At 65.5% G+C, this 25,807-nt stretch carries 22 protein-coding genes; 12 read left to right on the top strand and 10 right to left on the bottom strand.

Annotation, left to right across the window (positions count from 1 at the left end):
• The first annotated feature begins 53 nt into the window (after nucleotides 1-53).
• Together Q0319_RS03055 and gstA are read left to right on the top strand one after the other, a co-directional pair.
• On the top strand, nucleotides 54-2,582 hold the full coding sequence (locus Q0319_RS03055; protein ID WP_296463307.1) for a glycogen/starch/alpha-glucan phosphorylase: 2,529 nt from the start codon (nucleotides 54-56) through the stop codon (nucleotides 2,580-2,582).
• A gap of 90 nt (nucleotides 2,583-2,672) precedes the next feature.
• The gene (gene gstA, locus Q0319_RS03050; protein ID WP_296463305.1) at nucleotides 2,673-3,278 is read left to right on the top strand and encodes a glutathione transferase GstA; all 606 of its coding nucleotides are present in this window, start codon (nucleotides 2,673-2,675) and stop codon (nucleotides 3,276-3,278) included.
• A gap of 33 nt (nucleotides 3,279-3,311) precedes the next feature.
• Here the strand turns inward: gstA and Q0319_RS03045 are convergent, their stop codons facing one another.
• Genes Q0319_RS03045 through smc form a run of 4 tightly spaced genes read right to left on the bottom strand, consistent with a single transcriptional unit; the run spans nucleotide 3,312 to nucleotide 10,866 of the window.
• Nucleotides 3,312-4,076 carry an S-methyl-5'-thioinosine phosphorylase gene (locus tag Q0319_RS03045; RefSeq protein WP_296463303.1) on the bottom strand — a complete coding sequence of 255 codons (765 nt, stop codon included), beginning with the start codon at nucleotides 4,074-4,076 and terminating at the stop codon, nucleotides 3,312-3,314.
• Nucleotides 4,077-4,109: 33 nt separating this feature from the next.
• Nucleotides 4,110-6,170, bottom strand: coding sequence for an NAD-dependent DNA ligase LigA (gene ligA / locus Q0319_RS03040; RefSeq protein WP_299450805.1), 2,061 nt, complete (start codon nucleotides 6,168-6,170; stop codon nucleotides 4,110-4,112).
• Nucleotides 6,171-6,189: 19 nt separating this feature from the next.
• On the bottom strand, nucleotides 6,190-7,278 hold the full coding sequence (locus Q0319_RS03035; protein ID WP_299450803.1) for a cell division protein ZipA C-terminal FtsZ-binding domain-containing protein: 1,089 nt from the start codon (nucleotides 7,276-7,278) through the stop codon (nucleotides 6,190-6,192).
• Between the two features lie 57 nt (nucleotides 7,279-7,335).
• Nucleotides 7,336-10,866 (bottom strand): chromosome segregation protein SMC, encoded by a 3,531-nt coding sequence (gene smc / locus Q0319_RS03030; RefSeq protein ID WP_299450801.1) that lies wholly within the window; start codon nucleotides 10,864-10,866, stop codon nucleotides 7,336-7,338.
• Between the two features lie 279 nt (nucleotides 10,867-11,145).
• On the opposite strand from smc, the gene queF reads away from it, so the two are divergent.
• Complete coding sequence (queF, locus tag Q0319_RS03025; RefSeq protein ID WP_296463294.1) at nucleotides 11,146-11,565, top strand: preQ(1) synthase; 420 nt, start codon at nucleotides 11,146-11,148, stop codon at nucleotides 11,563-11,565.
• Between the two features lie 152 nt (nucleotides 11,566-11,717).
• Nucleotides 11,718-13,034, top strand: coding sequence for a lysophospholipid transporter LplT (gene lplT, locus Q0319_RS03020; protein WP_299450798.1), 1,317 nt, complete (start codon nucleotides 11,718-11,720; stop codon nucleotides 13,032-13,034).
• Nucleotides 13,035-13,064: 30 nt separating this feature from the next.
• Here lplT and Q0319_RS03015 read toward each other — a convergent pair whose 3' ends face one another.
• From Q0319_RS03015 to Q0319_RS03000, 4 genes are all read right to left on the bottom strand, one after another.
• Nucleotides 13,065-13,874 carry a uracil-DNA glycosylase gene (locus tag Q0319_RS03015; RefSeq protein ID WP_299450796.1) on the bottom strand — a complete coding sequence of 270 codons (810 nt, stop codon included), beginning with the start codon at nucleotides 13,872-13,874 and terminating at the stop codon, nucleotides 13,065-13,067.
• Entirely contained in the window at nucleotides 13,867-14,388 is a 522-nt protein-coding gene (gene rimI / locus Q0319_RS03010; protein WP_296463290.1) for a ribosomal protein S18-alanine N-acetyltransferase, read from the bottom strand. Before rimI ends, Q0319_RS03015 begins: the two co-directional genes overlap by 8 nt.
• Nucleotides 14,385-15,185 (bottom strand): tRNA (adenosine(37)-N6)-threonylcarbamoyltransferase complex dimerization subunit type 1 TsaB, encoded by an 801-nt coding sequence (gene tsaB / locus Q0319_RS03005; RefSeq protein WP_299450794.1) that lies wholly within the window; start codon nucleotides 15,183-15,185, stop codon nucleotides 14,385-14,387. Before tsaB ends, rimI begins: the two co-directional genes overlap by 4 nt.
• Before the next feature lie 112 nt (nucleotides 15,186-15,297).
• Nucleotides 15,298-15,705, bottom strand: coding sequence for a hypothetical protein (locus tag Q0319_RS03000; RefSeq protein WP_296463287.1), 408 nt, complete (start codon nucleotides 15,703-15,705; stop codon nucleotides 15,298-15,300).
• A 141-nt stretch (nucleotides 15,706-15,846) separates the two neighbouring features.
• Here Q0319_RS03000 and ompR point away from each other — a divergent pair, with 141 nt between their 5' ends.
• Genes ompR through Q0319_RS02980 form a run of 4 tightly spaced genes read left to right on the top strand, consistent with a single transcriptional unit; the run spans nucleotide 15,847 to nucleotide 19,012 of the window.
• The gene (ompR, locus tag Q0319_RS02995) at nucleotides 15,847-16,575 is read left to right on the top strand and encodes a two-component system response regulator OmpR (RefSeq protein WP_296463285.1); all 729 of its coding nucleotides are present in this window, start codon (nucleotides 15,847-15,849) and stop codon (nucleotides 16,573-16,575) included.
• Nucleotides 16,576-16,592: 17 nt separating this feature from the next.
• Nucleotides 16,593-17,954, top strand: coding sequence for an ATP-binding protein (locus Q0319_RS02990; RefSeq protein ID WP_299450790.1), 1,362 nt, complete (start codon nucleotides 16,593-16,595; stop codon nucleotides 17,952-17,954).
• A 54-nt stretch (nucleotides 17,955-18,008) separates the two neighbouring features.
• Nucleotides 18,009-18,566 (top strand): peroxiredoxin, encoded by a 558-nt coding sequence (locus Q0319_RS02985; protein ID WP_296463280.1) that lies wholly within the window; start codon nucleotides 18,009-18,011, stop codon nucleotides 18,564-18,566.
• A 2-nt stretch (nucleotides 18,567-18,568) separates the two neighbouring features.
• Nucleotides 18,569-19,012, top strand: coding sequence for a gamma-glutamylcyclotransferase family protein (locus Q0319_RS02980; protein WP_296463278.1), 444 nt, complete (start codon nucleotides 18,569-18,571; stop codon nucleotides 19,010-19,012).
• Here Q0319_RS02980 and Q0319_RS02975 read toward each other — a convergent pair.
• Nucleotides 19,009-21,243 carry a bifunctional (p)ppGpp synthetase/guanosine-3',5'-bis(diphosphate) 3'-pyrophosphohydrolase gene (locus Q0319_RS02975; RefSeq protein ID WP_299450787.1) on the bottom strand — a complete coding sequence of 745 codons (2,235 nt, stop codon included), beginning with the start codon at nucleotides 21,241-21,243 and terminating at the stop codon, nucleotides 19,009-19,011. The genes Q0319_RS02980 and Q0319_RS02975 overlap by 4 nt on opposite strands.
• 416 nt (nucleotides 21,244-21,659) lie before the next feature.
• Here Q0319_RS02975 and Q0319_RS02970 point away from each other — a divergent pair, with 416 nt between their 5' ends.
• The 4 genes from Q0319_RS02970 (at nucleotide 21,660) to Q0319_RS02955 (ending at nucleotide 25,291) form a co-directional block, all read left to right on the top strand.
• A complete protein-coding gene (locus tag Q0319_RS02970) occupies nucleotides 21,660-22,655 on the top strand; it encodes an ABC transporter substrate-binding protein (RefSeq protein ID WP_296463274.1) in 996 nt (331 codons plus the stop codon).
• A gap of 84 nt (nucleotides 22,656-22,739) precedes the next feature.
• Nucleotides 22,740-23,561: an ABC transporter ATP-binding protein gene (locus tag Q0319_RS02965; RefSeq protein ID WP_296463272.1), complete on the top strand. Its 822-nt coding sequence runs from the start codon at nucleotides 22,740-22,742 to the stop codon at nucleotides 23,559-23,561.
• Nucleotides 23,558-24,325: an ABC transporter permease gene (locus tag Q0319_RS02960; RefSeq protein WP_299450785.1), complete on the top strand. Its 768-nt coding sequence runs from the start codon at nucleotides 23,558-23,560 to the stop codon at nucleotides 24,323-24,325. The genes Q0319_RS02965 and Q0319_RS02960 overlap by 4 nt, the downstream gene beginning before the upstream one ends.
• Before the next feature lie 111 nt (nucleotides 24,326-24,436).
• Complete coding sequence (locus Q0319_RS02955; RefSeq protein ID WP_296463266.1) at nucleotides 24,437-25,291, top strand: M90 family metallopeptidase; 855 nt, start codon at nucleotides 24,437-24,439, stop codon at nucleotides 25,289-25,291.
• Between the two features lie 15 nt (nucleotides 25,292-25,306).
• On the opposite strand, the gene Q0319_RS02950 is transcribed toward Q0319_RS02955, so the two are convergent.
• A complete protein-coding gene (locus Q0319_RS02950) occupies nucleotides 25,307-25,654 on the bottom strand; it encodes a RidA family protein (protein WP_296463264.1) in 348 nt (115 codons plus the stop codon).
• Between the last annotated feature and the right edge of the window lie 153 nt (nucleotides 25,655-25,807).

The following is a 25,807-nucleotide window of genomic DNA, read 5'->3' as shown; positions in this document are numbered from 1 at the left end:
GCTAGGCGGCATGCCCCGCGCCGCGGAGCGCCGCAACAATGGGAGCCCAGCACGTGTCCGCATCCGCACCACAATCGCCCCCCGACGACGATCGGACTTCCTTTTCCAAAGAAAGCCTCAAGCGCGCCTTTTTCGACCACCTGTTCTACACGATAGGCAAGTTTCCCAAGATCTCGGGCAAGAACGACTTTTACGTCGCCCTGGCCCACACCATACGGGACCGCAGCCTGCACCGCTGGATCAGCAGCACGGCGCAGTACAACCGAACGGCGCCGCGCATGGTGGCTTATCTGTCGGCAGAGTTCCTGATGGGCCCGCACCTGGGCAACCACCTCATCAACCTCGGCTTGGCCGACCGCGTGCGCGAGGCGCTCGAGGAGCTGGAACTCGACTACAACGAGATCCTGCGCCAGGAAGAAGAGCCGGGACTGGGCAACGGCGGCCTGGGCCGGCTGGCCGCGTGCTTCCTGGATTCGCTGGCGACCCAGCAGATCCCGGCGTTCGGCTACGGGATTCGCTACGAGTACGGCATTTTCTTCCAAGCCATCATCGACGGCTGGCAGGTCGAAAAGACCGACAAATGGCTGCGCTATGGCAACCCTTGGGAGATCCAGCGCGCCGAATGGGCGGTGGAGATCAAATTGGGAGGCCATACCGAGCAATACACCGACGACGCCGGCCATTTCCGCGTCCGCTGGGTGCCCGAGAAAACCGTGGTCGGCGTCCCGTACGATTCGCCCATCCCGGGCTACCACGTCAACACCACCAATACCCTGCGGCTATGGCGCGCGGAGGCAACGGAATCGTTCGATTTCTCCGTATTCAACCGGGGGGACTACCTGGGCGCCGTCAGCAAGAAGGTCACGTCCGAAAACCTGACCAAGGTGCTCTACCCCAACGACGAAACCACGCAGGGCAAGGAACTGCGGCTGGAGCAGCAATACTTCTTCGTGTCGTGTTCGTTGCAAGACATGATCCGCATCCACCTCGTGCGCGGCGGCTCGATCACGACCTTCCACGAGAAATTCGCCATCCAGCTCAACGACACCCATCCCGCCATCGCCATCGCCGAACTCATGCGGCTGCTGGTCGACGAGCACCTGCTGCCTTGGGAGCAAGCCTGGAACATCACCACGCGCACCTTTTCCTACACCAACCATACCCTGCTGCCGGAGGCCCTGGAACGCTGGCCCTTGCCGCTATTCCAGCGCATCCTGCCGCGCCACCTGGAAATCATCTACGAGATCAATGCGCGCTTCCTCAATGACGTGCGCATTCACTTCCTGGGGGATGAATCGCGCATCGCGCGGCTCTCGCTGATCGACGAGACTGGCGAGCGCTACGTGCGCATGGCGCACCTGGCCTGCGTGGGCAGCCATGCCATCAACGGCGTCGCGGAACTGCATTCGGAACTGCTCAAGAAAGGCGTGCTCAAGGACTTCTACGAGATGTGGCCGGAGAAGTTCCATAACATCACCAACGGCGTGACGCCCCGCCGCTGGCTCGTGCTGAGCAACCCGCGGCTGACGGAGCTGGTGACCCGCACCATCGGCGACGCCTGGGTGACGGACCTCCCGCGCATCCGGCAGATCGAAAATCACATCGACGATGAGTCGTTCCGCCAAGCGTGGCGTGCCGTCAAGCGGGCCAACAAGGCGGACCTTGCCGCGCTGATCCAGCGGCGGACGGGCGTGCAGGTCAACCCGGATTCCATGTTCGACGTGCTGGTCAAGCGCATCCACGAGTACAAGCGCCAGCACCTGGCCGTGCTGCACATCGTGACGCTATACCATCGCCTGAAGTCCGGGCGCGCGCGGGACCTGCAGCCGCGCACTTTCATCTTCGGTGGAAAAGCCGCGCCCGGTTACCACATGGCCAAATTGATGATCAAGCTCATTACTTCCGTGGGCGACGTCATCAATCACGATCCCGACGTACACGACCTGCTCAAGGTGGTCTTCATCCCCAACTTCAACGTCACGCTCGGCCAGTGCATCTACCCCGCCGCCGACCTCTCGGAACAGATTTCGCTGGCAGGCAAGGAGGCCTCCGGGACGGGCAACATGAAGTTTGCGATGAACGGCGCGTTGACCATCGGCACCATGGACGGGGCCAACATCGAACTGCGCGAGCAGGTCGGCCCGGAGAACTTTTTCCTGTTCGGGCATACCGCCGAAGAAGTGCAGGCGCTCCGGGACGCTGGCTACCAGCCCTCCGACTACTACCACAGCCACAGCGAGCTGCGCACCTGCATCGACCTGATCCGCAGCGGATTCTTTTCCCGCGGCGACGCCGGTCTATTCCGCCCGCTGGTGGACAACCTGCTGTACCACGATCCGTACATGCTGCTGGCCGACTACCAGTCTTACATCGAGTGCCAGGACCTGGTAGCGCAGGCCTACCGCGACACGGACGCCTGGACGCGCATGTCGATCCTGAATACGGCGCGCTCGGGCAAGTTCTCGTCGGACCGCAGCATACGGGAGTATGCAGAAAAGATTTGGAAAGTGGACCCGGTGCCGGTGGAGCTGTACGACGAATCCGAGCTCGAGGGGTCCTTGCGGCCACATGCCATGCGGTGAGGAAGCGCCGGGCCCGGTTGTGTCCGCGACACACACTTGCCGTGCGGCAGTGAGAGAATAGGCGCTTTCCACGAGGAGAACCACGACACCATGAAGCTCTACTACACGCCCGGCGCTTGCTCCCAAGCGCCACACATCACACTGCGCGAAGCCGGCATCGACTTCACCTGGGAGAAAGTCGACCTCAAGGCCAAGGTCACCGAGAGCGGCCAGGACTATCGCCAGATCAATCCCAAGGGCTACGTCCCCGCGCTGGAGGTGAGCCCCGGCGTGGTCATGACCGAGCTGGCCGTCCTGCTGCAATACCTCGCCGACCGCGTGCCCGAGCGCAAGCTGGCGCCGCCGCCCGCCAGCCCCGAGCGCTATGAGCTGCAAAGCTGGCTAGTCTTCATCTCCACCGAAATCCACAAAGGCTTCTCGCCGATGTTCAAGCCGATTTCTGACGACGCCAAGGAGGTCTTCAAGCAGATCCTGGCGACCCGGCTGGATTACGTCGAAAGCCAGCTGTCCAAGCGCGAATACCTGCTGCCCAGCGGCTTCTCGGTGGCCGACATCTACCTGTTCGTGACCACGGGCTGGGCGCCCCGCCTGAACATCGACCTCTCGCGCTGGCCGTCGATCGTCGCCTTCCGCGAGCGCATCGCCCAGCGTCCCGCCGTGCAGGCCGCCCTCAAGGCCGAAGGCCTGTTGAACTAATGCGGTAACCGCCGGCCCCGCCGGGCCGGCGTGCTAGGCTCCCCCGCTGGCCGAACAGCGGCCGCTCACCAGCTCTGCCAGGATGCGATGCACGTTTTTCATGCTGTCTTCGACCACCACGTGCATGCCTTCCACCGAAATCTGGTCCACGCTCGCCCCTTTGCCGGCGGCGTCGTTGGTAACCAGGCATAGTGCCGCATAGTCCAATTCCAGTTCGCGCGCCAGTGCCGCTTCCGGCATGCCGGTCATGCCGACCATGTCGCAGCCGTCGCGCGCCATGCGGCGGATCTCGGCGGCGGTTTCCAGGCGCGGCCCGGGCGTGCAGCCGTAGACACCGCCGTCGACCACCTCGATGCCGCAAGCCTGCGCCGCCGCGAGCAGGTCACGGCGCATGGCGGCCCCATAGGGCTGGGTCATGTCAACGTGGGTGACGGGCTGGTCTTCCCCGTCGAAGAAGGTACGCGGCCGGTCCGTGGTGTAGTCGATGATCTGGTCCGGCACGACGATCGCCCCCGCGGACAAATGGGGGGCGATGCCGCCCACCGTGGCGACGGACACGACGCGTCGCACGCCGACCTCGTGCAGCGCCCAGATATTCGCGCGATAGTTGATGCGATGGGGAGCCAGGGTATGGCCGTAGCCGTGGCGCGCCAGGAAGACGATTTCCGGCCCGCCATCGATGCGACCGTAGGTCAGCGCCCCCGAAGGTTCGCCGTAAGGGGTCCGCACGACCTGCCGACGCGTCACGACGAGCCCCGTCAGCTGGTAAAGCCCCGTTCCCCCGATGATTGCCTGCATGCTATACCTCTTGCGGGCGCTCCACCCGCTCTTTCACGACTGCAACAACGCTTTCAGGCCGTCTTCGTCGAGCACCGCGATGCCCAGCTCCTGCGCCTTGGCGAGCTTGCTGCCCGCATCGGCGCCGGCGACGACATAGTGCGTCCGCTTGGAAACCGAGCCCGTCACCTTGCCTCCGGCGGCGCGAATCAGCTCGGCGGCTTCCTCGCGCGTCATGGTCGGCAGCGTACCCGTGAGGACGAAAATCTTGCCTGCGATAGGGCCGGCCGTGCGATCGACCACGGCCTCGGTGCCCGGCGTGACGCCGTTGCGCAACAGCGCCTCCACGACCTCCCGGTTATGCGGCTCGGCAAAGAAGCGGTAGATGGAGGCGGCCACGACGGGCCCAACGTCGGGCACCGCGAGCAGTTCCGCTTCGCTGGCGTTCATCACCGCCTCCAGGCTTCCGAAATGGCGCGCCAGGTCGCGCGCCGTCGATTCCCCCACGTGCCGGATGCCGAGCGCGAACAGGAACCGCGCCAGCGGCGGCGTGCGGCTGGCACGGATGGCCTCGACCAAGTTGCGTGCCGACTTCTGGGCCATCCGGTCCAGCCCGGCCAATTCCTCTTCGGTCAAGGTATAGAGATCCGCCAACGTGCGCACGCGGCCGCGCTCGACCAGCTGGTCGATCAGCTTCTCGCCCAGGCCCTCGATGTCCAAGGCCCGCCGCTGGGCGGCATGCCACAGCGCCTGCTTGCGCTGCGCAGCACAAAAGAGGCCGCCCGTGCAGCGCGCAATGCTCTCGTCCTCCGGCCGCTCGATGGCCGACCCGCAGACGGGGCAATGCGTCGGCATGACGAACTTGCGCGCGTGGGGGGGCCGTTTGTCGAGCACCGGGGTGACGACCTCGGGGATCACGTCTCCGGCCCGCCGCACGACCACGGTGTCGCCGATGCGCACGTCTTTGCGCTCGATTTCATCCTCGTTGTGCAGCGTTGCGTTGGTGACGGTCACGCCGCCCACGAACACGGGCTTGAGCCGCGCCACGGGGGTGATCGCGCCGGTCCGCCCCACCTGGACCTCGATGTCAAGCAACTCGGTCGTAGCTTCTTCGGCCGCGAACTTATGGGCCACCGCAAAGCGCGGCGCGCGGGAGACGAAGCCCAGGCTGCGCTGCGACCCGATGGCGTTGACTTTGTACACCACCCCGTCGATGTCGTAAGGCAGCGAGGGGCGCAGCCCTTCCACGCGGCGATAGAACTCGAGGAGTCCCGCCGCACCCTTGGCGAGGCGCCGCTCGCGGTTGACCGGCAGGCCCAGTTCCTGCAACCAGTCCAGCATGCGCATGTGCGTATCGAACGGCGGCGCGTCGGCATCGGCCTGCCCGGCACCTGGCAGGCTGCCGCGTATCTCGCCCCAGCCATAGGCAAAGAACCGCAGCGGCCGCTTGGCGGTGATGCGAGGGTCCAGCTGGCGCAGGCTGCCTGCCGCGGCATTGCGGGGGTTGATGAAGACCTTCTCCCCCGCCTCCCGCTGCGCATCGTTGAGCCGCTCGAAGTCCTTGCGGAACAGCAAGACCTCGCCGCGCACTTCCAGCACTTCCGGCACCGGCCCCATGAGCGTCAGCGGAATCGAGCGTATCGTGCGGATGTTGGCCGTGATGTCCTCGCCGACCTGGCCGTCGCCCCGCGTGGCGGCACGCACGAACCGGCCCTGCTCATAGCGCAGGCTCACGGCCAGGCCGTCCAGTTTCAGCTCGCACGCATACTCGATTTCGGCGTCGGTCTCCAGCCCTTCCCGCACGCGCCTATCGAACGCGACGACGTCTTCCTCATCGAAGGCGTTGTTCAACGAGAGCATGGGCACGGCATGGCGCACCGTGCCGAAGGCGGCGAGCGGCGCGCCCCCCACGCGCTGGGTGGGGGAATCCGGCGTGGCCAGCAGCGGGAACTCTTGTTCGAGCTTGACCAGTTCCGCGAACAGCGCATCGTATTCGGCGTCGCTGATCAGCGGATCGTCGAGCACGTAGTAGCGGTGGTTGTGGAGGGCCAACTCCTGCCGCAGCTCGGCAGCGCGGCGCTTGGCCTCGTTTTCCCGGTCGATATCAGACGTCATCGAAGCCCCGGCACCCGCCTTAGCCGAATACCCGCAGCGCCCGCACCGAACCGGCCTTCAGGCCGGACTGCTCGAGCTTGGCGTACAACAGCTGCAGCTGCTTATCGATGGCCGCCTCTGCGCCGTCGGCAAGGGGACGACCGTTGTCGTCCACCACCGTGGCTTCGAGGCGGGCAGCCAACCCGCGGGCGACTTTCGCCATCTGGGTAAATGCGTGCTCGTTGGCGGGCGCCCGCGGCACGTCCAGGATCACGCTGAGCTGGCCGATGGTGGCCGGCCCGGCAGAACCCAGCGAGACGCCGTCGCTGCGGCCAAGCGTGAAGCGCACGGCACCGTCCTGGTCCACCCACGGCAACCGGCCGTCCTGGATGGACGAGAAGCCGGCCTCGCGCGCAGCCGTCAGCACATCCCCCGAAGACCAGCGGCGGCTGCTGGCGACCAAGGTCAAGCCCACCTGTGCGTCCAGCGCGGCGCAAACGGCGTCCAACTTATTGGCGCAATCGAGCACGGCCTGCGTGTCGGTGGCCTCCACCGTGCCGTCGAAGCGATCGGCCAACACCCGCGCGCGCGACAGAGCCTCGGCCCATTCGCCGGCCGTGAGCGGACCACTCCGGTTGGCGAGCAGCACGGCGACTTGCACCGACGCGTAGTTCTCGCCGTTGCGGATGGCGGCGCGATGCAGCCCGTCCGTGGTTTCGGCAAAGACGCGCAGCGGTTTCTGGCCGGCATGGCGTATGCCCTGGGTAAAAGCCGCGAGCTCCTCGCCAGGCACCGGCTCGAGGAACGAGACATCGATCACGGTTTCGCAGGCCTCGTCGACCTCTTCCTTGTCGTGATCCGCCGTGACGGATTCGGCCTGGGCCTCGATGCCGCCGACGACATTAGCATCGCCGTCCTGGCCGCCGGCCAGGCTGCCCAGGGCAGGCTCCCTGCGCGCGCCCGACGGCAGGCTGGGCTCTGCACCATGGAGCAAGGGATCCTTGCCGCTGCTGGCAAAACCGTCCTGGATCTGCTTGCGGGCACGGCGGTCCTGCCACCAATTCAGTCCAAGCACGACGACGATGGCCAAAACGCCTAGGGCGATGAGACCGATTTGTAGATCACTCATGAGTGTGTTCCCGATGACGGGCGTGATGGAAAAGATGCCTGCTGGGCCGGCGGCTCATCAGGCGGCCTCGGCGGCAAGCTGCATGGCCGAATCGATGTCGACCGCCACGATACGCGAAACGCCCTGCTCCTGCATGGTCACGCCCACTAGCTGGTGCGCCATTTCCATCGCGATCTTGTTGTGCGAGATGAAGAGGAACTGCGTCTGCTCGCTCATGCGGCGAACCAGATTGGCATAGCGCTCGGTATTGGCATCGTCCAGCGGTGCATCGACTTCGTCGAGCAGGCAGAACGGCGCCGGGTTGAGCTTGAACATCGCGAACACCAGCGCAGTCGCCGTCAAGGCCTTTTCACCACCGGATAGCAGGTGGATGGTGCTATTGCGCTTGCCTGGGGGCTGGGCCATGACCTGGACCCCCGCATCGAGGATTTCTTCGCCGGTCATCACCAGCTTGGCCTCCCCACCGCCGAACAGCGAGGGGAACAGTTCTCCAAAGTGGCGGTTGACGGTGTCGAACGTTTCCTGCAGCAATTGGCGGGTCTCTCGGTCGATCTTGCGGATCGCGTCTTCCAGCGTATCGATGGCCGCCTGCAGGTCGGCATGCTGGGAATCGAGATAGGTCTTGCGCTCGCGTGCGGCGTTCAATTCATCGAGCGCGGCCAGGTTGACCGCCCCCAGGGCATCGATCTCGCGCGAGAGGCGCTGCAGCTCCGATTGCAGCCACGACGGGCGCTGCCACTCCTTGGGAAGCGCGTCGAGCTGTTCGCCCAAGGCCGCCAGGTCCAGCTCCTCGCCTGCCAGCTGCTCGGCGTACTGCTCCTGGGCCAGCCGCGCGGCCTGCTCCTTGAGCTGCAGTTCGGTAATGCGGCTGCGCAGGGGTTCGAGCGAACGCTCCAGCGTCATGCGGCGCTCATCGGCCTCACGAAGCTGAGCGGCCAGCGTATCCATTTCGATGCGGGCGAGGTTGAGTACCTTCTCGCGCTCGCTGCGCAGTTCGAGCGCAGCCTGCAAGCCGGCCTGCGCCGCGGCGTCGTCCAGCACCTGCAGTTCCTGCTGCACCCGCTCGGCTTCGGCCGCCGCCCGCTGGCTTTGCTCGCTGGCGAGTTGCATGTTGCGGCGCAGCTCATCGATGCGGGCGCGCAGGCCGCGCTCGGCGAAACTGGCCTCCTGGGCGGCGCGTTCGAGCTCGCGCAGGCGCTCGCGCGCGCGCTGGACCTCGAGTTCGCGCTGCTCTTGCGCCATTTGCGCCTCTTCGAAGGCGGACTGTTTTTCGCCCAGTTCGGCATCCAGGGTCTCGAAGCGGGCTTCCGCCTCTTCCTTGCGGATGCGGATCTCTTCTTCCTGGGCTTCCAACTCCGCGCGCTCTTCCTGGATGCGGGCGGCACGTTCTTCCATCTGCGCCGCTTGTTGGGCGAGGCGGGTGTGCTCGAGCTGGATGGCATGCAGGCGTTGCGTGACCTCGGCCAGGCGCTGGCGCGAGGCGGGCAAGGCTTGGGCCACCTGCTGATAGGCGGCTTCGGCCCTCGCGACAGCCGAGCGTGCCTCATCAGCGATGAGCTGCTGGGCCTTCACCTGGCGCTGGAGGTTCTCGATCTCCTGCTGGCGGGCCAGCATGCCGGCCTGCTCCGAATCGGGAGCGTAGAAACGCACGCAGTTCCGGCCAACGAGGTGGCCTTCCTTGACGACGAAATAGCCGCCCTCGGGCAATTGGGCACGCCCGGCCAGCGCCTGCGATGCGTCAGTGGCGACGTACACGTCGCGCAGCCAATCGTTCATCAGCGCGCGCAGGCCGGGATCGCTGATGCGCAGCAGCGAGGCCAGCGACGTGAGCGCGGCGGGGGCCGCCGCCGGCGCGGACGCGGGCGGCAACTGGTAGAAAGCGAGCCGGGCCGGCGGCGCGTCGTTGAAGAACGCCTTGGCCCAGTCGAGGTTGCTGACCTCCAGGGCGCCCAGGCGCTCGCGCAATACGGCTTCCAGCGCGGTTTCCCAGCCCTGCTCGATGTGCAGCTTTTGCCACAGGCGGCCAAGCTGGGTCAGTTCGTGCTTTTCCAGCCAGGGATGCAGCGCCCCCTGTTTCTGGACGTCTTGTTGGAGGCGCGTCAGGGCCGAGAGTCGCGCCTCGATCTGGGACACGGCAGCCGCTTCCTTCTGCGCCGTTTCCTGGGCCTGGCGGCGCGCGGCATCGACCACGGGCAGCTGTTCTTCCAGGGCCGAGAGCTCCTGCTGCGCCTGAGCGACGCGCTGCTCGGTATCGGCGAGGTCTCCGGTGAGCTGCTCCAGCCGCGCCGGATCGGGGCGCTGCAAATTGCGCTCCTCGGCTTCCAGCCGTTCCCGGCGCTGCGCCAGCGCCTGGAGCTGGCGATCGGCTTCGCGTTGCTCTTGGGCGGTCAGCGCAAGGTTTTGCTCCACCAGCGACAAGGCGCTGCGCAGCTCGGAAAGCCCCGCGGCCGCATCGCGAACCTTGGCTTCGATGTCAGGCAGCTGGGCCTGGGCCTCTTCGGCAACCACGCGCGCCTCTTCGGCGCGCGCCTCGCCCACGGCCAAGTCCTCCTCGGCCTGGGCGAGCTGCTCGCCCCCCGTCTCATGCTGCTCGCTCCACTGCGCGATCTGCTGCTGCAGCTGGGCCAGCTGGGCCTGCATGCGGTTGCGCGCCTCGACCACGTACTTGATTTCGGCCTCGAGCCGGCTCACCTCGGCGTTCGCCTCGTACAGGCTGCCCTGGGCGGCGTGCACGGCGTCGCTGGCGGCATAGTGCGCCTGGCGCGTGCCCTCGAGCTCGGCCTCGAGCTTGCGCAAATTCGCGGTCGCGCCTTCCAGGTCCGCCTGGGCCTGCTCGATGGCCAGCGCATATTGCGCCCGGTCGGCATCGGCTTCGCGCTTCTTGAGCAGCCAGAGGAACCGCTGCTTCTGCTCGCTCTCGGCCTGCAGGCTCTTGTAGCGCTGGGCGACCTCGGCCTGGGCTTCGAGTTTTTCGAGCTGCGTGGCCAGCTCGCGCAGGATGTCTTCCACGCGGGTCATGTTCTCCCGGGTGTCGGAGAGGCGGTTTTCGGTTTCCCGGCGCCGCTCCTTGTAACGCGACACCCCTGCGGCCTCTTCGAGGAATACCCGCAATTCTTCGGGGCGCGCCTCGATGATGCGGGAAATCATGCCCTGGCCGATGATGGCGTAGCCGCGGGCGCCGAGCCCGGTGCCCAGGAAGATGTCGTGGATGTCGCGGCGGCGAACCTGCTGGTTATTGATGAAATAGCTGCTCGTGCCGTCGCGGGTCAGTACCCGCTTGACGGCGATTTCGCTGTACTGGCTCCACTGACCTGCGGCCCGCCCTTCGGAGTTGTCGAACACCAGCTCCACCGATGCGCGCGCCGCCGGCTTGCGGTTGACCGAGCCGTTGAAGATGACGTCCTGCATGGACTCGCCACGCAGTTCGGAGGCCTTGGATTCGCCCAGGACCCAGCGCACGGCATCGATGATGTTGGACTTTCCGCAGCCGTTGGGCCCCACCACCCCGACCAGCTGGCTCGGCACATGGATGGACGTCGGGTCGACGAACGACTTGAAACCTGCGAGTTTGATCTGGGTAAGTCGCACCGGGAAACAAAGCTTCGATTAAAAGGGGCTGGGAAAGGAATCGATAGACGACACCAAAACAGGCGGGCGAACGGGCCGGCGCCACCGCATGCCGGCCCTGGGCGCAGTGGCGGCTGCTATGCCTGGCCACCTGCGCCGCCCTGCCGGCAAGCGCGCGCATGGGACCGCGCGGGCGGCCGATTCAATGCTTCGTATAATACCAAAGGGGCATCGGCAGGATACGCGTGGCGCCGCCGCCGCGGCCTTTTTTTCACTTTCGTTACGTATAGACGCAAGCACATGCCTTCTCAACCCAGCAAGAATCTCGACACCTTCGCCAATCCCAGCCCCGGGAGGGATTTCCAGATCCATATCGAGGTGCCAGAATTCACCTGCCTGTGCCCGATGACCGGCCAGCCGGACTTTGCCGTGCTGGTGATCGACTATATTCCGGACCAGCTCTGCGTCGAGCTCAAGAGCCTCAAGCTCTACACCTGGAGCTTCCGCAACGAAGGCAAATTCCACGAAGCCGTGACCAACGAAATCCTGGACGACCTCGTGCGCGCACTGTCGCCCCGCTTCATGCGCATCACGGCCAAGTGGTACGTGCGCGGCGGCATCTTCACCAACGTCATCGCCGAGCACCGCAAGCCGGGATGGGAGCCTCAACCGGCCGTCCATCTCCAGGAATTCCCCCAAAGCAGCAACATCCGCGGGTAAGTACCATCGGATCGCGCGGGACGCAATCGAAAGCGTCCCTTATCCGCATGCTATAAATCGTGCGCTACGATGCGCGCCACGCATCCTGCCGCAGTGCCCCCTGAGTGCGGCACTTTTGGATCCACTCACAGGCACACGAGTCTCCCCCACCGATGAAACGCGGCTTTTACCTGATCATGGCAGCGCAGTTCTTTTCGTCGCTCGCCGACAATGCGCTTTTCATCGCCGCCATCGCGTTGATCCAGCAATTGGAAGGGCCCGACTGGATGACGCCCATGATCAAGTGGTCGTTCGCCCTCGCCTACGTCCTGCTGGCCGCTTTCGTCGGAGCTTTCGCCGACTCTTTTCCCAAAGGCAAGGTGATGTTCGCCACCAATGCGGTGAAGATCATCGGCTGCCTATTGATGTTCGGGCACGCGAGCCTTGGGCTCGCGCCCACGCACCAGGTCTACACCGTCTGTGCCGCCTACGCGCTGGTAGGCATCGGCGCGGCCGCCTATTCACCCGCCAAGTACGGCATCATCACCGAGCTGCTGCCTCCCGAACAACTGGTCAAGGGCAATAGTTGGATCGAGGGGCTCACCGTCGTCTCCATCATCCTGGGAGTGGTCCTTGGCGGTGCGCTGATCAGCCCCACGGTGTCGGCCTGGCTGCTCTCGCTCGAAGCGAACGTGCTGGGCCCCAGGCTGCAGACGCCGGCCGAGGCGGCCATCATGGCGATTGCCCTGATCTACCTCGTCGCGGCCTTCTTCAACCTGCTCATCCCCTCCACCGGGGTCACCTATCCCCGACAGCAACGCAACCCGGTCAAACTGCTCACGACGTTCAGCTGTTTCGTCGCCACCTTGTGGCGCGACAAGCTCGGGCAAATCTCCCTCGCGGTCACCACGCTTTTCTGGGGAGCGGGCGCGACGCTGCAATTGATCGTGATCGAATGGGGCCGAGTCCAGCTCGACCTGCCGCTGAACCAGGCGTCGATCCTGATGGGCGTCGCCTCCATCGGCACCATACTGGGCGCGGTGCTGGCCGGCAAAGTCCCGCTGCGCCACGCACTGGCGGTTCTGCCCATGGGCGTGGTCATGGGCCTGGTCGTGATGCTGATGCCGCTCGCCTATGAGCCGTGGTTCGTCTATACGCTGCTCATCGCGATCGGGGCCTTGGGCGGGTTCTTCGTCGTGCCCATGAATGCCCTGCTCCAGCACCGTGGCCACGTCCTGCTGTCCGCCGGACACTCCATCGCGGTGCAGAACTTCAACGAACAACTCAACATCCTATTGATGGTGGCCATCTACTCGATCATGCTGGGCATGGAGATGCACATCAACACCATCATCATCATCTTCGGCACGCTGGTGGCCGGCCTCATGCTACTGATCATGGCCTGGAACCGCCACAATCACCGCAAGCATCCCGAGCTCGACCAGGTCATCGGCAGCCGCGCCCACGGCACCGCGCTGCGGCACGATTGAGCTGCGCCGACGCCGGCCGAAGGGGTCACCTCAAGCGCCGCCCACCGACGCGGCAAGCCGCAAGTCTTGCCATGCCTTGATTTTCTCGGCGGGGCTGCGCAGCAGGTAGGCGGGGTGATAGCTGACCACCACTGGCACCGAGCGGCCGTGCAGCGACAAGGTATGCACCTTGCCCCGCAAACTGCCGATGCGCGCATCCGTTTCGAGCAAGGTTTGGGCGGCAAGCCGCCCCAGCACCAAGATCAACTCGGGCTGGATCAATTCGATCTGCCGCATCAGGAAGGGACTGCACCGCGCCACCTCCTCCGGAAGCGGGTCGCGATTGCCTGGCGGGCGGCATTTGATGACGTTCGCGATGAAGACGTCGACCTGCCGCGACCTGGAAATGGCGGCGAGCATGTTGTCGAGCAGCTTGCCCGAACGGCCCACGAACGGAGCGCCTTGCTTGTCTTCCTGCTCGCCGGGCGCTTCGCCGATCAGCATCCAGCGCGCGTGTCGCGGCCCGGTGCCGAAAACCGTCTGGGTGCGCCCTTGGCACAGCCCGCAGGCCGTGCAATGCCGAACTTCCTCTTCCAGGGCCGCCCATGCCTGCTCCGGATCGAGTGCCGCAGGCGCCTCGGCCGCCTCAGCCTCTGTCCTCAGGACGGGAGCCGCAACGTCCCGCATGGGCGATTCGGCGCCTTGCACGGCGCCTGCATCGTCCTGCACGCCTGCCTGGACAATTCCCGGGACCGGCGCCTGTAGTACGGGCCCGGGCAGGTTCCACAGCCGCTCGATGCCGAGTTCGCGCAACCACGCCCGGCGGACCGGGCTCATCCCGCTCGGGCTGCGCTCAGCCATGTGCGGGCCCTCCGTCCGGCGCAGCGAGCATCTTGCGCATCACGATGGCGTCCTCCCTGCCGCGCGCCGCGGGATAGTATCCGCGCCGCACGCCGATGCGCTCGAAGCCGGCGCGCTCGTACATGCCCTTGGCGATGAGGTTGGATGGACGCACCTCGAGCAGCAGGCTGCGCGCATGCTGCGCAACGGCGCGCTGTTCCACCCATCCCAGCAGCCGGCGGCCAAGCCCGAAGCCCTGGGCGGCCGGCGCGACGCTGATGTTGAGCAGGTGCGCTTCGTCCAACACCAGCATGGTGACGCAATAACCCAGCAATCGCGTGCCGTCGTGTACCACCCACGCGTCATAGCCCGAGCGCAGGGAGTCGGCGAAATTGCCGCGCGTCCAGGGAAACGAATAGATCTGCCGTTCGACGGCATCGACCTGGTCCAGGTCCGCCTCATCCATGGGCCGGCATGCCTGCGCCCAATCGGCGAGGATTCTCGCCACGTCGACCTCGCCGCGCACCGCGTTCATGGTTGCCCCGCCGGCGCCGAAACGCGCGGGTTGCCGCCCGCCCCGGCCTGGCGTTCCACGGTCGTGAAGGCCACTTTATCGCGCACGTACAGCGGCGCCGCCAGCTCCGGTGCAACGGTCTCATTGCGCAGAAATGCCGCGTGCGCCAGCCGGGCAACCGAAGCCGCCGTGGGCCGCTCGGGTGCGCCCCGCTCATGCAAGGCAAAACCCGAAAAAGCGTGCGGATAGGCGCAGGCCCCATCACCGCACAGCAGCAGCGACGCACCGTCGGCCAGCTGCGCGATTTGCGCGCGAATCCAGGACTCGAGCCCGGCGCAAGCCATCAATTGAGGGGCGATCAGGGTTTCCAGCCGGCCTTCGTCCCGTTTCCGGTATGCGGCCAGGTAAATTTCCTCCATGCGCGCATCCATCGCCACGACCAAGGCGCGCCCGGCATCATCCTCGACCTGCTCGGCCACGGCCGCATGCGACACCACTGGCACCAGCGGCCGGCCGAGGGAAAACCCTAGCCCCTGTGCAACGCCGCATGCCACCCGCAAGCCGGTGAAGCCCCCGGGCCCTTGGCCGAACGCTATGGCATCCAGGGCCGAGCGGGCGATGCCAGCCTCCGCCAAGACCTCTTCCACCATGGGCAATAGCCTGGCCGAATGCTCCTGCACGCCCACGTGCTCCCGGCAGTAGAGGTCGACGGCGCCTGTCTCGTCCGCGCGCAAGAGCGCGACACCGCAACAGGCAGAAGAAGTTTCGAGGGAAAGAATATGCAGCGCCATGGCTTGCGATTGTAAGTCCAGAAGCAAGCCGGCATCGCCCCGGGTGAACGTGACAGCCCAGGCGCAAGCACCACGGGCGGCATCGCCTGCAGGCCAAGGGGAGCCCAAGCCCGGCCGGCGACGGCGACCAGGCGGGAGCTCAGTTTTTCTGCCGGCGATACGGCCCGTACACTTCCTCGGTGGCGCGCTGGATCTCCTGGCGCAGCAGAAGGCGCTCCTCCGAGGACAGCCTCCGCGGCAACTGCAGCCGCTCATCCGCAGCGACGGGCCCGGCCCAAGGATCCATCGAGGCGCGCAGCACGCCGGACGTGCCCTGCGCCTGCGACGCGCTCACCTGGCCGCTCGCCTCCTTGACGGCGTTCTCGACCTGGCTCACCATGGTTCCGGAAATGCGCCGGCCGGATTCCAGGGCGGGCGTGCGCGCGAAGCGCTCACGGACCTGCCCGTAGGCCGCAGCAGCCGCCAAGGCCGTTATCATGACCGCCAATCCGCCGAGCGCTAGCGTCGTGAAACTGGCAGTACGCGTGGAATCGGATATTTTGTTCACGTACTAATCATACGATGGACGCATGACATCATCATAGACGCGGAAGTGTCCAACCGACCATTTATGTAACAACCAATGTCCCTCCCTGGATTGATCGGGGAGCCTCCGTTACATTCGCGCCATGTCATCACCATTCGCGCCATGTCACTAGCCAACGCCCCCAAAAAAATCCTTGTCGTCGACGACGACGTGCGGCTACGCGATCTGCTGCGCCGCTACCTCGCCGAGCAAGGTTTCTCCGTCTGGGTTGCCGAAAACGCCCAGACGATGAACAAACTCTGGCAGCGCGAGAGGTTCGACCTGCTCGTGCTGGATCTGATGCTTCCTGGCGAAGACGGCCTGTCGATCTGCCGTCGGCTGCGGGGGGCGCGGGACAGTACGCCCATCATCATGCTCACGGCCAAGGCCGAAGACGTCGACCGCATCGTCGGCCTCGAGATGGGGGCGGACGACTACCTGCCCAAGCCGTTCAATCCGCGCGAGCTGCTCGCGCGCGTCAACGCGGTGCTCCGCCGCCGCGGACCGGACGAGCACCCCGGCGCGCCGAGCCAGGACAACGAGTCGGTCACGTTCGGCCCTTACGTGCTGAACCTGGCGACCCGCACGCTGACCCGCGACAACGAACCGGTTGCGCTCACCACGGGCGAGTTCTCCGTGCTCAAGGTGTTCGCGCGGCATCCCAAGATCCCGCTCTCCCGCGACAAGCTGATGGAGCTGGCCCGCGGCCGCGAATATGAAGCGTTCGACCGGAGCCTGGACGTCCAGATCTCGCGACTGCGCAAGCTGATCGAACCGGATCCTGCCAAGCCGGTGTTCATCCAGACCGTATGGGGCCTCGGCTACGTGTTCGTACCAGACGGGGGCAGTTGATCCGCTCCTAGGCATCCATGTCGGTCGCCCTGCGCGTTGCGTCCAGGCTGGGTTTGTTCAGCCGGACCTTTCTTTTGCTCACCGTGCTCATGACGGCGAGCCTGGCCGCATGGCTGCAGGCTTTCCGGAGCATGGAGATAGAGCCCCGGGCGCAACAAGTCGCCCAGCAAATCGTCACCGTCGTCAACATTACCCGTGCAGCCCTGATCCACTCGGCGCCGCAGGAGCGGCGCTACCTGCTGCTCGACTTGGCCACCAACGAGGGCATTCAAATCTACCCGCACGAGAAAGACGACGTCACCGTGCGGCTGCCCGACAGGCAGGTCCTGCAGCGCGTGGAAGAGCAGATCATCGCGCGCCTGGGGCCGGAGACCATCGTCGCCTGGGAGGTCAACCGCATTCCCGGCCTGTGGGTCAGTTTCTCCATCGACGATGACGACTACTGGATGGTCGTCGAACGCGACCGGGCGGAACGGGTGCCCGGGGTGGAATGGCTGGGCTGGGGTGCGGCCGCCCTGCTCCTGTCGCTGCTGGGCGCCGCGGTCATCGTGGGCTTCGTCAACCGGCCCCTGTCGCGCCTTTCCCGGGCGACGCTCGCACTGTCGCGCGGCGAGACGCCGCCTCCGCTGCCCGAGACCGGGCCCGAAGAGATTCGCCGGGTCAACACCAACTTCAACCGCATGGTGGAAGAGCTTGACCGTGCCGAAGCCGACCGCGCCCTGATGCTGGCCGGGATCTCGCACGACCTGCGCACGCCACTTGCGAGGCTGCGCCTGGAAATCGAACTAAGCGGCGTTTCGGAAACCGCGCGCGCGGCCGTGGACGAAGATCTCGCCCAGATCGACCGCACCATCGGCCAATTCATGGAATACGCCCGGCCGGCGAGCGCGCCGGACCGCAATCACAATGTGTCGGAATTGATCGCCGAATTGGTCGAGCGCGAGTGCAGCCACACGGAGACGCTGGGCGGCTCGCTGCAAGCCAGTATCACGCCCAATCTGTGGGCGCGCATCGCCTCGGCCGACCTGCAACGCGCCGTCAGCAACCTGCTCGAAAACGCCCGCCGCTACGGACACAAGCCCGGCGAGCCTCCTCATATCGAATTGACGGTCCGCCAACAGGGCAACAACATACTGATCGAGGTATCGGACCACGGGCCGGGCGTCAAGCCCGAGGATGTGCCGCGACTGCTGCGGCCGTTCACGCGCGGCTCGGACGCACGCACCAATGCGGGCGGCGCGGGGCTGGGGCTGGCCATCGTCAAGAGACTGTTGCAGCGCGCCGGTGGTACCCTGAACCTGATTAACCGGGAGGGCGGCGGCCTGACTGCCCGCATCACCCTGCCGGCTTCCTCACAAAAATCCGCTGACGCCAAGTAGCGGTCCGGCCCTAGCCGGCCGCCAGCGCGCCCGGCCACACTGCGAGGAACGATCATGAAAACCGTCGGTACCAAGCTCGAACCCTTCAAGGTCCACGGCGTCAAGCCGGGCTTCAACGAGCCAGAAGAGAACGGCGCCTCGGCCTTCGAGACCCTGAGCGAGACATCGTTCCCAGGCAAATGGAAGGTCATTTATTTCACCGCCAAAGATTTTTCAGCGGTCTGCGCCAGTGAAATCGCCGCCTTCGCGGCGCTGGCCGACCAGTTTTCCGAACGCGGCGCCGTCTTGCTGGGAGGCTCGCTCGACAGCGAATATGCCAAGCTCGCTTGGCGGCGCGAAAATCCTGCGCTTTCCCGGCTCAATCATTACCAGTTTGCGGACAGCGCCGGCGCGCTGGTGGACCAACTCGGCATCCGCGACCGCACCGAAGGCGTGGCGTTGCGCGCCACGTTCCTGGTGGATCCGGACAACACCATCCAACACATCTCGGTCAATAATCTGAGAGTGGGCCGCAACCCCGAGGAAGCCCTGCGCACGCTCGACGCGCTGCAAACCGGCGAACTCTGCCTCGCCGGGCGCCCCATCGGCCCTCCCACTTCGAAAAAGCCCTGACCATGCACTACGTTTTCGTCTACGGCACATTGAGGCGCGGCGAAATCAACGACATTTACCGCCTCGCGCAACGCCGAGGATTGCCCGCCCCGGCCTACCTCGGCATGTCGTCCGTGCCCGGCCGGATGGTGGATTTCGGGGATTGGCCCGGGCTTATCGAACAGGCCGCACCTGGCCGACGCGTGCGGGGCGAAGTCTACGCGGTGGACGAAGCACTGCTGGCCGCAATGGACGAAGTCGAGGAATACGACCCGGCCCAAGACACGCTGTTCGTCCGCCGCGGAATCGACCTGTGGATCGGCGAGCGCAGCCTGCACTGCCAGTATTACCCCATCAACCCCGGCTTGGTGGGCGAGGCGGTGCCCATCGACCACGATGACTGGGTTGCCTACCGGCTCGCCCGCAACGCCCCCCGCGAACTCGTCACGGGCGCGGAGCCCGGTTAGCGTCGATCTGCTTCCAGCACGCCGGGAACTTCGCGTATGCCGGCCAGCGCCCGGGCGAGGTGGTCGCCGTTGCCTACCTCGGCCGTGAACACCATGCGGGCGATGGCTTGCCGGCTTTGCGTGTTGACGCCGATGACATTGATGCGCTGGCGCGCAAAGACTTCGGAAATGTCGCGCAGCAGGCCGTGGCGGTCATTGGCGAGCACGACGATGTCCACCGGATAGACCGCATCCCGGGTGTCTCCCCAGGCGACGTCGATCACCCGCTCGGGCTCGCGCTTGGCCAGCTCGCGGAAACTCTTGCAATCGCAGCGATGGATGGACACGCCGCGCCCGCGGGTCACGAATCCCGAGATGAGGTCGGGCGGCGCCGGCCGGCAGCACTTGGCCAATTGCGTCAGCAGCGAATCCACGCCCACCACCAGGACGCCGCTCTTGCCCGCGTGCACCGCGCTCTCGGGGCGGCTGTCGCGCGTCAGTGCGGATAGGTCCGGCGCAGCATCTTCGGGCGGAGCCTCAAAGGCGGCCGCAACCTGGCGCAGGCTGAACTCGTCCTTGGCCAGCGCGACGTACAAATCCTCCGTGCACGCGAATCCCAGCTGCTGCGCCAGCAATTCGAGATTGGTGGCGGTCTTGCCCAGCCGCTGCAGCTCTTTTTCGAGCATGGCCTGGCCCTGGGCGATGCGCTCTTGGATGTCGATGGCATTGAACCAGGCGCGCACTTTGGCGCGCGACCGCTGGCTGGCGAGATATCCCAGCTGCGGGTTGAGCCAATCGCGCGACGGCCCGCCGGATTTGGCTGCGATGATCTCCACCGTCTGGCCCGTGACCAGGCGCGTGTTCAGGGGCACCATCACGCCATCCACGCGCGCGCCCCGGCAACGGTGGCCGAGGTCGGTGTGCACCTGGTAGGCGAAATCCACTGGCGTCGCGCCGGGCGGCAATTCGATGACGCGCGCCTGCGGCGTCAGCACGTAGATGTTGTCCGAGAGCGAATTGAGCGCCGTCTGCCCGAGCTGGTCGTCCACCTGCACGTCCGCCTTCCACGCGAGCAGCTGCCGTATCCAGCTCAGCTTGCGGTCGTACTCGGAGTCGGCGCTCACCTGTCCGCCCTTGGCGCCCGCTTCCTTGTAGCGCCAATGCGCCGCCATGCCGAACTCGGCGAACTGGTGCATTTCGCGCGTGCGTATCTGGACCTCGAACGGGCGTCCGTCATGGTCGTAGACCACCGTGTGCAGCGACCGGTAGCCATTGGGCTTGGGGCGGGAAATGTAGTCGTCGAACTCGTTGGGCACCGGGGTCCACAAATGGTGGACCAAGCCGAGCACCGTATAGCAGGTGCGGATGTCGTCCACGATGATGCGCAATGCGCGCAGGTCGTAAAGATCGGCGAAATCCAGCCGCCGGTTGCGCATCTTGTTCCAGATGCTGTAGATGTGCTTGGGCCGCCCCGTGACTTCAGCGGAAATTCCCGCGTTTTCCAGCGCCTGGCGCACGCGCGCGATGGCGTCTGCGATGAAGGCTTCGCGTTCGACGCGCTTTTCCTCCAGCAGGCCAGCGATTTCCTTGTAGCGCGCCGGCTCGAGGAAACGGAAAGCGAGATCTTCCATTTCCCACTTGATCTGCCAGATGCCCAGGCGATTGGCCAAGGGTGCGTAGAGTTCGAGGGTCTCCCGGCCCAGGGCCTCGGGTAGCGGCACCTTGCGCTGGGCATGCCAGCGCAGCGTCTGCAGCCGCGAAGCCAGGCGCATCAACACGATGCGCAGGTCGGCCGCCATCGCGAGGAGCATCTTGCGCAGCATCTCCGCCTGCGCACCGCTGCCGGCCGATGCGTCGCTCGCATCGCGCGTGACCTGGCCCAACCTGATGAGCGCGCGATAGCCATGCACCAGGCGCGCGACCTCGGCACCGAACTGCACCGTGACGGCGTCTTTATTCGAATGATGGGGGTTGATCTCGTGATCGTCCACGGCATACGCCAGCAGCGCCGCCATGCGGGTGTGCCCGTCTACCTGCAGGCCGGCGAGAACCGTCACCACCCCGGCGGCATGCTCGGCCCAGCCTTCCCCATCGGCGATCGCGGGCTCGCGCGCATAGCGCGGGAGCGACCATTCAAGCGCCCTGCTCAATTCCTGGGACGCCTGCTCCGACAAGCCGGCATGGGCCGCCTGCTGCCAGTCAGGGCCGAAAATCGCCGACAACGGGTCGGAAGCGCGAGGGGATTCGTTCATGGTCGTACACTTTGCACCGGCCTGGCTCGACGTCGGCGCCATGCTCCGGCGGGCAAGCCGCCAAGCGGAGATTGTATGTTGGGATGCGCCCCGCTTTCCCGGCGGCGCCACAGCCCCCAGGGCAGCCATCGCTGGCGCGCCCAATCCTGGATTATCGCCCTAAACGCTCCGACCGGTCGCTCTCGCTGATCGCATCGTCAGCAGGCCCGTGCACCGCGGGCGCGCGGCCTCACCAAGCTGGTGCCGACCCGCGGGATCCCATCCCGCCTCCTCCTCTCCGCAAGAAACCTCGCGTTTCCCCGCATCAACCTTCGTCAAATTATGCAGTAGGCTGAATAAATATGATCAGCATACTAACTAATGGCATGTTGTTTGCTTTTTTGCCGTTGACCCTTCACCTCACATCGAGGCCGACCATGACTGTTCATCGCGTTGAGAAGCTAGTGAAATTCGGTTTGGGCGCGAGCTTGCTCTGCTCCGCCATCTTCGCCGTACCTTCTTCGGCGGCGGATGCCGTCAAAGTCAAGCTGGACTGGACGCCATGGGGCGTTCATGCGCCCTTCCACCTGGCCAAGCAGAAAAAGTGGTTCGACGAGGCCGGCCTGGACGTCTCGCTCGAAGACGGCAACGGCTCGGTGGCGACCGTGCAATTGGTAGGCAGCAACGACCAGTTCGACGTGGGCCATGCTGCGCTCGCCAGCATGATGATCGCGCGCGACAAGGGGCTGCCGGTGAAGGCCCTCGCCGTCTACGCTCGCCGCAGCGACGTCGGCATGCTGGTGCCGTCCGACAGCGGCATCAAGGGTCCTGCGCAGCTCAAGGGCAAGCGCGTCGCCTATACCGCCGGTTCGCTCGAGGCGCCGTTCATCGACGCCTTCTTGGCGGCCGGAGGCGTGCAGCGTAAAGACGTGGAGCTAGTCAACGTCGATGCGGCCAGCAAGGCCACGACCTACGCCGTCGGTCGCACGGACGCCGCCTTCTCGACGATCCCCTTCTTCTTGCCTGCGGTGTCGGCCAAGCGCCCCTCCATCGGCATCCCGTTCGCTGATTACGGCCTGCACATGCCGAGCTTCGGGCTCTTCGCCAGTGAATCCAAGCTCAAGCAACGCCCGGAAGTCCTCGCACGCTTTGCCGCCGTAGTCACCCGGGCGTGGAAATACATCTACGACGGCCACCAGGACGAGGCAGTCCAAGCGATCCTGGCCGAACGGCGCCAGGCGCGACTGGATGCGAGCGTGCTGCGGGGGCAGATCGATGCGCTGGAGTCTTTCCTTGCCATCTCTCCCGCCACGCCCGTCGGCTCCCTCATCCCGGAAGAGTGGGACAACGCCGTCAAGACCCTCTCTTCCGTCGGCCTGATCGGTTCGACGAACCCCGGTTCGTCGTTCTACGTCCAGCTCCCCGCCCGATGATCGGCCCACCGGGGGGAAACGCCGCCTGCGGCCCGCTTCCCCCCGTACCCAGTTGAAACGCACGACCGATAGGAGGACTCATCAGTGAACGGCCGCTCGATCATCGAGGCCCAAGCAGTTCGAAAAGTTTTTCCCGGCAAACATGGTGTTACGGCGCTCGAACGCGTTGACGTTGACATTCCCGCCGGCCGCTTCATCAGCATCCTCGGCCCCAGCGGCTGCGGCAAAAGCACCTTTCTTCGCTGCGTCGGCGGCATCGAGCGCATTACCAGCGGCAGCCTACGCGTGCGCGGACGCGAGGTGAACGGCCCGCCGGAGGGCATAGGATTCGTGTTCCAGCGCGACGCGTTGCTGGAATGGCGCAACATCCGCCGCAACCTCCTCCTGCCCGTGGAGTTCGCCCGCAAGCCGCTAGCGCAGTACCGCGACAAAGTCGAGGAGCTGCTGGCCATGACCGGGCTGGCGGACTTCGCCGACCGCTATCCGCACCAACTGTCGGGCGGCATGCGGCAGCGCGCGGCAATATGCCGGGCGCTGATCGACGATCCTGACCTGCTGCTGATGGACGAACCGTTCGGCGCGCTGGACGCGATTACGCGCGACCAGATGAACATCGAGCTGCAACGGATCTGGATGTCCACGCGCAACACCGTGCTGTTCGTCACGCACGGCATTGCCGAAGCCGTTTTCCTGGGAGACGAAGTCATGGTTTTCTCGCCACGTCCGGGACGCATCGCCCGCACTTTGCGGATCGACCTGCCCCGCCCGCGGCCTTTGTCGATTCGCGAAACGAAAGCGTTCGGCGACTACGTCGCCGAGATCCGGGACCTGTTCCAGCAAATGGGTATTTTCAAGGAACGGGACAACGCACCCGCAAGCGGTAACCTCATGGAGGGCAAGGCATGAAGGGAGCCCGCCACGCCCACGCCATCGCCGCCGGCTCCCTTTCTGGCCTGCTTTTCCTCATTGCCTGGGAAGTACTCGGCCGTTGGCTGGAGGTCAAGCCCGTCGTGCTGCCTCTGCCCACCCAGATCCTCGCTGAAATCATCGATGCCCATGACTGGTACCTGGACCATTCCCTGTTCACCTTGATGACCACGTTGGCCGGATTCGCCCTGTCGGTGGTGTTGGGCGTGTTGATCGCCGCCATCCTGGTGAGCTCCCGGCTGTTCGAGCGCTACCTGTATCCGCTCATCGTGGCGCTCAATAACGTACCCAAAGTCGCGATCGCGCCGCTATTCGTGATCTGGATGGGAACGGGCACCGAACCGAAGATCGCGATCGCATTCCTGATCGCCGTCTTCGCCATCATCGTGGACACCGTGCACGGCCTGCGCTCGGTGCCCCCGGACGTCGCCGACCTCGCGCACGTCCTGCGCGGGTCTTGGTGGCAGGTATTCACCAAAGTCAACCTGCCGTGCGCCCTCCCCTCCATCCTGAGTGGAATGAAAATCGCCATTTCGCTCGCACTGGTGGGCGCAATCGTGGGCGAGTTCGTATCTTCGCAGCGGGGACTGGGCTACGTCATCATGAGCGCGCAGGGCATGTTTGACACGGTACGGGTGTTTGCCGCGCTGTTCATTTTGTCTGCGTTGGGGCTGCTGCTATACGCAGCGGTCGTATGGATGGAAGCCCGCTTCACCGCCTGGCGCCCCGCCAAGGAGGAGTAGCCGCGCGAAAGGCCCGAGCCAGTGCTTCGCGCCGGGAAAGCAGGCCGGACCGGCCTGCGCATCGTGCGTGGACGCGGTACGCTAACGGCTTCTCCACCCTGGACGGACTGTATGTTGGGATGGCTGTTTGCCCGCGGCGCCTCGAAAAGCCGCGTGGCGAAAATACAGGCGCGCATCGATGCCGGGCTATGGGCCGATACGCTGACCTCGCATTCTTTCCTGGCACGGCTTACAGAGAACGAGCGCGAGGCATTGCGTGAACGGGTCGCCTGGTTTCTCGCCAGCAAAGCCATGACCGGAGCCGGCGGACAGGTCTTGACGGACTCCATCCGTCTCTCGATCGCCGTGCAGGCCTGCCTGCCCATCCTGAACCTGGATCCCGGCCTTTATGAAGGCTGGTCTGAAATCATCGTCTATCCGGGAGGATTCCTCATTCCGCGCACAGACGTCGACGAGGACGGCGTGGTGCACGAATACGTCGAGGAAGCGGCGGGCGAAGCCTGGGACGGCGGGCCCGTAGTGCTGTCATGGGAAGATGCGGGGCCGGGCGAGGAGCGCCCGCCCGGCTTCAACGTGGTCATACACGAATTTGCGCACAAGCTTGATTTGTACGACGGCGCGGCCGACGGCATGCCCAGCCTGCACGCGCACCCGGAAATCAAGCCCAGGCTGTGGCGCAGCGTGCTGGAACGGAGTTTCGACGCGCTGCTGGAGCGCCTGGACGCGGTCGAGGCGGCGATACCTCCGGACGTGGATCCCGAATCGGCGGAAGCCGACCCGTGGTACGCCCAATTGCCGCTGGATCCGTATGCCGCCACGGACGAGGCCGAATTCTTCGCAGTCAGCTCCGAGGCGTTCTTCGTACACCCGGAGCCACTGCGGCAAGAGATGCCCGAATGGTACGCCTTGCTGGCGCATTACTACCGGCAAGACCCGCTGGGCGCAGGCTTGGCCCTCCCGCGCTGAGGCCGCCTAGGAGCGTCAGACCGCCGCGGTGACGACGATCTCGACCTTGTATTCCGGTGCTGCCAGCTTGGCTTCGACCGTGGCGCGGGCGGGCGTGTGGCCGGCAGGTACCCAGGCGTCCCACACCGAGTTCATCGCGGCGAAGTCGTTGATGTCGGCCAGGAAGATCTGCGCGCGCAAGATGCGCGTCTTGTCGGTGCCGGCGGCAGCCAGCAGCTTGTCGATGGCAGCCAGCACCTGGCGGGTCTGGCCCGCGACATCCTGGCTGGGATCCTCTGCTACCTGGCCGGCCAGGTAGGCGACGCCGCCGTGGACGACCATTTCAGACATGCGTTTGCCAACGCTGAAGCGCTCGATGCTCATGGAAATTCCTCGCTGTAAAACTCACTGGAGCCGCAAGCATAGCAGGCGCTTCGCTGCCGGGCGGGCTAGTTCCCATTGACCCGGTGCGCGACAAGCCCCGCCGTTCAGGGCGGGGAAGGATAGCGCGGACGGCGCAGCCGTCCTTGTCTTTGG

The organism is uncultured Pigmentiphaga sp. (genome assembly GCF_937950555.1).
Lineage (GTDB): Bacteria > Pseudomonadota > Gammaproteobacteria > Burkholderiales > Burkholderiaceae_B > Pigmentiphaga.
This window is presented reverse-complemented; position numbering and strand designations above follow the sequence as displayed.